General features: G+C 47.9%; 5 protein-coding genes. 1 reads left to right on the top strand and 4 read right to left on the bottom strand.

Annotation, left to right across the window (positions count from 1 at the left end):
• Positions 1-64: 64 nt before the first annotated feature.
• From K4A83_RS01165 to K4A83_RS01150, 4 genes are all read right to left on the bottom strand, one after another.
• A complete protein-coding gene (locus K4A83_RS01165) occupies positions 65-1633 on the bottom strand; it encodes a SpoIID/LytB domain-containing protein (RefSeq protein WP_265262540.1) in 1569 nt (522 codons plus the stop codon).
• An 8-nt stretch (positions 1634-1641) separates the two neighbouring features.
• Complete coding sequence (locus K4A83_RS01160) at positions 1642-1773, bottom strand: hypothetical protein (protein ID WP_265262539.1); 132 nt, start codon at positions 1771-1773, stop codon at positions 1642-1644.
• 169 nt (positions 1774-1942) lie between these two features.
• Positions 1943-4012: a DNA phosphorothioation-associated putative methyltransferase gene (locus tag K4A83_RS01155; RefSeq protein WP_265262538.1), complete on the bottom strand. Its 2070-nt coding sequence runs from the start codon at positions 4010-4012 to the stop codon at positions 1943-1945.
• Between the two features lie 17 nt (positions 4013-4029).
• Positions 4030-5136, bottom strand: a complete 1107-nt coding sequence (locus K4A83_RS01150; RefSeq protein ID WP_265262537.1) for a patatin-like phospholipase family protein — start codon at positions 5134-5136, stop codon at positions 4030-4032.
• A gap of 283 nt (positions 5137-5419) precedes the next feature.
• On the opposite strand from K4A83_RS01150, the gene K4A83_RS01145 reads away from it, so the two are divergent.
• A complete protein-coding gene (locus K4A83_RS01145; RefSeq protein WP_265262536.1) occupies positions 5420-7699 on the top strand; it encodes a PAS domain S-box protein in 2280 nt (759 codons plus the stop codon).
• The last annotated feature ends 2 nt before the right edge of the window (positions 7700-7701 follow it).

Here is a 7701-nt window from a genome sequence, read left to right as displayed (position 1 = left end):
CGAGTTATTCAGCAAACCCTATCTAATCGGGATTAGATGCGTATTCAGCAAGGGTGAAAGCCCCCTAATCTTCAGGATAAAAAACAAGAGAATCATTGAGCGGTTCAACCTTCGCACCGGGATAATAGAACTCTAAAATCCGGGTCGCATTCCAGCCTAAATTGGCCAAGGTATAGGAACTATACTGACTCAAGCCCACACCATGACCGAAACCGCCCCCTACAAAGCGATATCCCGTTAGATTTTGATTGCCATCCCGAATCGGGTCTACATAAAATAAGGTACTGCGGGGGGGACCGAAGGCGCTGCGGGCTTCGGTTTTGTGGAGTTCCACTGTTCCTTTGTCCGTTTCCACCACAAAGCGCAAAATCCGACCTGCTACTGAGCGTTCTGCCACTTCCATACTTAAAATGCGATTAATCCCCGCCAGAGGGTGTTTTGTCCGCTCCAAATAGCGGTTTAAATCAGCCGTTAACTCCTCAATACTGCTTTCCCGACTCCAGCGAAATACGGAGCTATTGGAGCCATTCAGTCCCGTTTGTAAACTCATGAACTCCCGAAAGGCCTGTTCATTATTTAAAGGCCGTGCGGTTAAATCCCAAGGAGGTGTCACCGCATCCACTTGGGCTTGTAAGTAGGGGCGGGGTTCCCCATCCCAAGTATCCTCAAAAGGGGAGGTAGTGCCGCCACTGTGGGCAGAATAGAGCGCGTCTACTAGCTCGTTGTTGTAGGTTAAGACCAGTCCGGCTGTGGCGGTAATGGCGCGGTCTGAGCGTTCCACTGTCCCGGTCAGTCCGCGATAAACTTGACAGTGAACGGTGGCGCAGAGTTCGTAATTATCGGCTTTAAAACGGCGTAAATTGCGCAGGGCATAGGTGCGGGCAATGATGGCCTGGGCTTCTACTGCATTGTAAGGGGCATTGGGGCCAATTTCGTGGGGAACAACTCCTCGCAAATAGGTTTCAATGTCAATGTTATTAACGAGGGTAAAATCCCCGTAGGCATTGGGTTGAATGCGTAAGTCTCCGGCATAAACGTATTGATTGGTGCCGTCGTTGACCCGGATACGATTGTTGGCGCTGCGAATGGCAAAATTAGCTCGGTTGTAGCGGAAATTGCCCACGACAAAGGAGACGACGGGGGTGGTTTCTAAGACTTCTGACTGTAAATAGATTTCGCTTTCTCCTGCTTCTTGGAGATTCTGGATTAACATTCGCCGCAGGAGGGGGGTATTATAAACGTCCCGTTTAGCCCACACTTGCCAGCGTCCGGGCTGGGTGACTTCAACTTCAATGCCTTTTTCTTGCCAAGCTTTGGCGCTATTTTCGGCGGTTTCAAAGGTGGCATGATCACTTAATACGACCCATTCTCGCACGAGGGGGTTTTCTTGGGGTTGGCGGACGATTTCTAAGGTGACGCTGGGGGTGGTGACGGTTTGGGTGCTACCATCCCCGGCCAAAAATTCTAGGGTGAGGGGGGTGTTATCGCTGCCGGAGAGGGTGAGTCGGTCGCTGTCTTCTTCTCCAAACCGTTGGACTATGCCTACATCAATGGTAACGGTGGCTTGGGCGAGGGAGGGGTTAACACTGAGGAGGGATAGGGGTAGGAGGATGAGAAGGGAGGTTTTAAACATGACTGGGTTTAGATGGACAAGGGTTCAACAATCACAGGTTCTGTGTGATTGTAGCTTGTAGACGGGGGGTTAAGCGTAATCTGTTCCCGGATGGGCTTAACTTTTAGGGGAGGTGGGGTGGGGTGCGATCGCCCAGCCACACCCCACCTCCCTCAATGGCTGAGATAGAGGAGGTGTTATCGGGTTTGTTGCAAGGAAGAATAGTAGATTTGAGAACACTTGCGGAACTGAGTCCCTATTTTCGCGATCGCCTCATGGCGGTAAAGAAATAACCATGGATAATGGAAAATTGTACAGGGTTCTTTTGTCTCAGGAAAGCTCCCGCTTCCGTCGTTGTTTTTGACGACGACGCAAGGCCGCCCGTAACACTTTCAAACGATAGGGATCGACATCCTCCCGCCAAGTGATGCAATGATTTTTCAACCTCACACCCTGTTGAGCCATATATTTTAACCAATCCTGACGGGTGCGAATCGCTTGGGGCTGATCAAATAGGCCTCGATCTTCTTCCTGTTGGCTTAAACGGGCAAATTTGGCGTAATGGGGATAATCGGGGGTGAGGAGTTGTTCCTTACGGTGTAAAAGGGGCGGATTTTCGGGATCGGCTTCCCAGTAAGACACATGGAGATCCCGCAGATCAATCTGCATTGTGGCATGGAGGGCGGGGTGGGGATCTTGATCAAAATGGGGATAGTCGAGATAGGAAATTTTGGGCTGATTGAGGTGAAATTTAATCACGGTGGCGGATTCTAAGCGGCCGATGGTGCGACTGGCACAACCTTCATAGAGTCGCAGGAGGGGATCTAAGGTTTCCAACGCGCTAATGTGAATCCAAAAGGCTTGACGGCGTTTTTTGCCGATGGGACTTTGTTGGCAAAGGTCGGCGAGGTTTTCTAAGTCGCCGACACTAAAGAGCATCATGTCGGCTAATAAACAGGCCTGTTTATAACTACCGAAGAGGGCTTTAAAGTCTTCTTTGACGGTGGGGGAGAACTCTTGGGCTTTGGGGCGCTTGCCGAAGTGGGTGAGGGCGAGATAGAGTTTGAGGTCTTGGCGGCGTTTTTCGGCGATCGCTTCCCATTCGGCCTCATCTGTTGCCTGAAGCACCAAACTGAAGGCCCGGCGGAAGTTGCCAAACTCGGCTAATATCTCCTCTTCTTGGGCTAATTCCCCTTTAACGGGTAAGCGCCCCCGTTGAGTAATAAAAGCCATTAAGGGAGTGAGCAAGGTTTCATAGTCCTCAAATTTCTTCACCTGAAGACGTACCCGAGGAGTGGTGGCCCGGGAGCGAAAACGGGCAGCCCGGAAAATTTCCGCCTGTTCTTCTTGGCGAAAGACAAAATAAATCCCCAAGGCCACGGGAATGGCATCCACTCCTAAAACTTGGTCAATATAGGCTTTGAGTTCCTCTTGTTCATAATATTTTTGGAAGGTATTGCGGCGGGTAATAATCCCATCCCCATAGGCCAGTTGTCCGTCTAAGTTATCCCGAATCAAGACCTGAGCGGCGACAATTAACACCTGTTGGGTCAATTCCCAAGCCTTGATCAGGGCTTCCCGTCGTTCTGGGGGATCTTCAATGACATTAATCACATAGCCCAAGTTGACAATATCCGCCGGGGTGCGGGGGGTATCGGGGCGATAGTAGGGATCCCAGCCGGAACTGATGTAGCCTTTTTGGGCGATAAATTCTAAATCACTGCCGTAGCCACAACCATAGTCAAAAAATGTTGTCTCTGGGCTGAATAATTCGGCCTCTAAGGCGGCTCGCACGGGGCGGGAGAGGGTTTTCCTCACCATTGCCGCTTTATGGCGTTGGATGCGCGGAAATTGGCCAATGGGGAGACGATTGGTATGGCGTAGCAGGGCATGACCTTCAAGGGTCACGCCATAGGTTTCGAGGCGTTTATTCCATTCCCGTTGGGTACCAATCAAGCGCGGGTCATCGAGTAGGCCGAGGTTTTCCTCTCGTCGGGTCAACTCTAGAAAAACTGCATAGTGGGGATATTCGGGGGTGACAAAGGTTTCCTTGCGGTGGAGGATGGGGGGGTTCTCTGAGGTGCTATAGTCCCGATACTGCACGGTTTCCTCGGTGAGATTGACCTGAATGCTGCCTTGTAGGGCGGGGTGGGGGTCTTGGTCAAAGTCGGGATAAAACAAGTAGGAGAGGGTGGGGCGGTCGTAGTTAAATTTAATTAGGGTGGCTTGGTGGCTTTGGGGGGCAAGGGTGCGGGCTTTTTGCTCATAAACTTGCAATTGGGGGTCAAGGGCGGATAGGGCGCTCTGATGGATATAGAGCGCCCCCGGAAGGTGTTTCCCAATGGGACTCTCTTGGCACTTTTGGACCAGTTGGCGAAATGGCTCAGAGTCGGGCTGCATGGCAGTTTAAGAGCGTTTTAACTGGATTGTACAAATTGATCAATCCGTTCCTTGACCGAGGCGGAGAGGATATCTTTATCTTCGTCTCGCACGGCCAATGTACCATATTTGACATAACAATCGGCTAGGACGGTGAGCAGGGATTGATTGATCTCGCTGGCATCATCAATGCTGTCGGTAATTTTCAGGGGGTGATCTTTGAGTTTCTCCTGTATGAGGTTTTTATAAATGGGGTCAAAGTCTAGGAGTCTGAGGAATTCACTGGTGGACAGGAGGGGCTGTAGGCGGAGATAGTGGGACTGACTATCGGGGATACTGGCAATAATTTGCCGGGCGATGTATTCATTGACATCTAGGGGGGCGTTGAGTAGTAAATCTAACATATGCCCGGCCCATTGCAATAGGCCCCAACTGCGGGTTTCTGTGTAGCTAAAGCCTTGGCTGGCACGGCCTGCACCGACGGAGAGGACGCGCAAATCGGCTACGGGAACGCCAAAACGGAGGGCTTCGGCGATCGCGCAAGTGGTGGGATTCGTCGCCCCAACTCCCCCATCAATGGCGGAACACTTCCGCCCCCCATAGTCTAAATAATAGGCCGGGAAGAGGGTAGGCGCGGAACTGGAACAGAGGCAAGCTTTCCACAGGGGAATTTCAGAATACCATTCATCCTTGCGCCAACTTTTGAACACAATGGGTTGACGGGCCATCGTATCGTAGGATGTCACCAGTAGTTTAGGCTTTTCTCCCTGCTCCATGAGAGTTTTTTCCTCAAAGGCTTCTTGTAACACAGCTGTAAAGCCCGAATGGGAAAATTTCGGCGCAGATATCCCATGTTCCCAGATTAAACTAAACCGTTGAGGAGATAAGTAACCCATTGCCCCGGAGTAGGGAAAAATCCGCTTGCCATCGTTGCGGAACAGATCCACCACTTGCCGCGCTGTCTTGCCGACGGCGATTCCGGTGGCGACAATAGAACCACTAGATGTTCCAGTGATTAAATCAAAATACTCATGAAGTTTTTGCCCTTTCTCTCGTTGGACAATTTTCTCGACTTGTACCAACAATTGAGCAGATAAAACGCCTCGAATCCCGCCCCCATCTAGGCTCAAAATACGATAGGTCACGTTAACACCCTCTTTAATCAATGATTCATCTCTTCATTATCAAGTCTCAATCGATAGTTAGGGGAAAATTTGGGAAATTTTTAGCTGAACTGCCAATAAGCGTTACACTTTAATGGTTTCTATCCCAGCCCCCTCTGAACTGTTCTGATCAGACTTCCCGAATTTCTGGGACTGTAATATCTGTTTGAAATCAAGGTGATTGCTCGGCTCATCAATGCACAAAGGTGGGCAATTTTCGCTAGGATGATTTAATACTCATCGACCCATTGGAGATCGCGATCCTATGCTCTTTCCCCCCCAACTCTGGACGCAATTCCCCCAGTGCCGCGATCGCAACTTAGCACTTAATCCTGAATCTGTCTCCACAGAGGTGTCAGCAGTGGATTTTCTCCCCCTCGATGTTGATCATCCTGCCCTCAAAACTCTCTTTACCCAAGCCTTTGATGCTATCCTGATTGCTGATGATCAAGGGCAATATCGAGCCGCCAATCCTGCCGCTTGTCAATTGTTTGGCATAGCTCCCTCTGCCTTAGTAGGACGTTCCATCAGTGACTTTACCACCCCAGACTTTAATTTTGAGCAAGTTTGGCAACAATTTCTGAATCAAGGAGAAGCCCAAGGGGAGTTTTTCTTAATTCGTGAAGATGGGGAAATTCGCACCATAGAATATCGCGCCACAGCTAATTTTTTACCCCATCTTCATTTGTCCATTTTACGAGATATCACGGCGCGGGTTTTTAATGAAGCCGAAATGCAGGCGATGACGGTTCAAGAACATCCTCTACAATCTTCTATTTCAGATCAGGAAATAAGAGCAGAATTAGACCTAGAACAGTTTTTTAATATCAGTTTAGATTTACTGTGCATTGCTGATAATCAAGGGCGTTTTCGTCGTCTGAATCGAGCGTGGGAAAACATATTAGGTTATGCTCTCTCTGAACTAGAAGGCAAGCCATTTTTAGAATTAGTCCATCCCGATGATATAGACGCTACATTAGCCGCAATGGCTGATTTGGACGCAGATCATACAGTTCTCCATTTTGTCAACCGTTATCGGGCAAAAAATGGAGAATATCGGGCAATTGAATGGTCATCTGCTCCCTCGGGAGAATTCACCTATGCGGCCGCACGAGATATTACGGAACGGCTAGCTACAGAGCAAGCTTTAGAAGCGTTAGTTAATCGGAGTAACCTACTGAATAAAATCAGTACAGAAATTAGGAATTCTCTGGACTTAGAAACTATTTTACAAAATGCTGTCAATGCAATAGTCACAGAATTAAATGTAGATGTTTGTGCCTTTGGCTGGTTTCGTCCTGAAGCTGTCCCCCCCTCATGGGAGTTGGTTCAAGAGCAAAAAAGGGTCGATTTACCCAGTTGGCTAGGCTGTTATAAAATGGAGGACTTCCCATTAGTCGCTAATCATATTTTTGAAGAAAAAATTCACCAATTTAATCGCCATGATTCCACGGAAATTGGTTTAACTGAATTTTGCGAGGAGGTGGGGGTTGATTTTTATTTAATCCTGCCTATTCACACGGCTGGGGGACAAATTGGCGGCTTTGAGTTGGGCAGAGTCGGCACAGATAAACCGTGGCAAGAGGATGAGATTGAGTTACTGCAACGAATTGGAGATCAGGTTGCCATTGCTATTTATCAAGCCCAATTATATCAGGAATCTCAAGGCAAAACGGTTCAATTAGAGCAAGCTTATCAAGAACTTCAGCAGGCACAAACTCAATTAATCCAAGGGGAGAAGATGTCAAGTTTGGGGCAGTTAGTGGCTGGGATTGCCCATGAAATCAATAACCCTGTGAGCTTTATTTATGGCAACATTAATCACATGACAGAGTATATTGAAAATCTGCTGGACTTGATTGCTCTTTATCAACAAAATTATCCTCAGCCAAAGCCAGTTATTATAGATCAAATAGAATCGATTGATCTGGATTTTATTTTAGCGGATTTGCCTAAAGTGTTAGATTCTATGAAAACTGGGGCGGCTCGTATTCGGGATATTATTCGTTCTTTACGCACGTTTTCTAAGCTGGATGAGGCTGAATTGAAACCCATTGATCTCCATGACAATATTGATAGCACGCTGGTTATTTTGGAAAATAAAATTAGTGGTAGGGCAGGAAATTGTACTATTGAAGTGATTAAACATTATGGAGATTTACCCCTTGTGGAGTGCTATGGGGGGTTATTAAATCAAGTGTTTATGGATTTGTTAATCAATGGAATTGATGCTATTATTGAACGGGACAATATGAGAGATTTGGAGGGAGGGCAGGAATCCTATCAAGGTCAATTGACGATTACGACAACAGTGGGGGACAATAATCAGGTTGTGATTACTATTGAAGATAATGGAGTGGGGATGATTCCAGAGGTACAAGCCCAAATCTTTAACCCGTTTTTCACGACTAAACCTGTCGGAAAAGGAACGGGGATGGGACTGGCTACAAGCTATCAAATTGTGACCCAAAATCATGGGGGTTCTCTTACTTGTTCTTCAGTTTATGGGCAAGGAAGTTGTTTTGTGATTGAGTTACCTTTATGATA

This window comes from Spirulina subsalsa FACHB-351 (assembly GCF_026130165.1).
Lineage (GTDB): Bacteria > Cyanobacteriota > Cyanobacteriia > Cyanobacteriales > Spirulinaceae > Spirulina_A > Spirulina_A subsalsa_A.
This window is presented reverse-complemented; position numbering and strand designations above follow the sequence as displayed.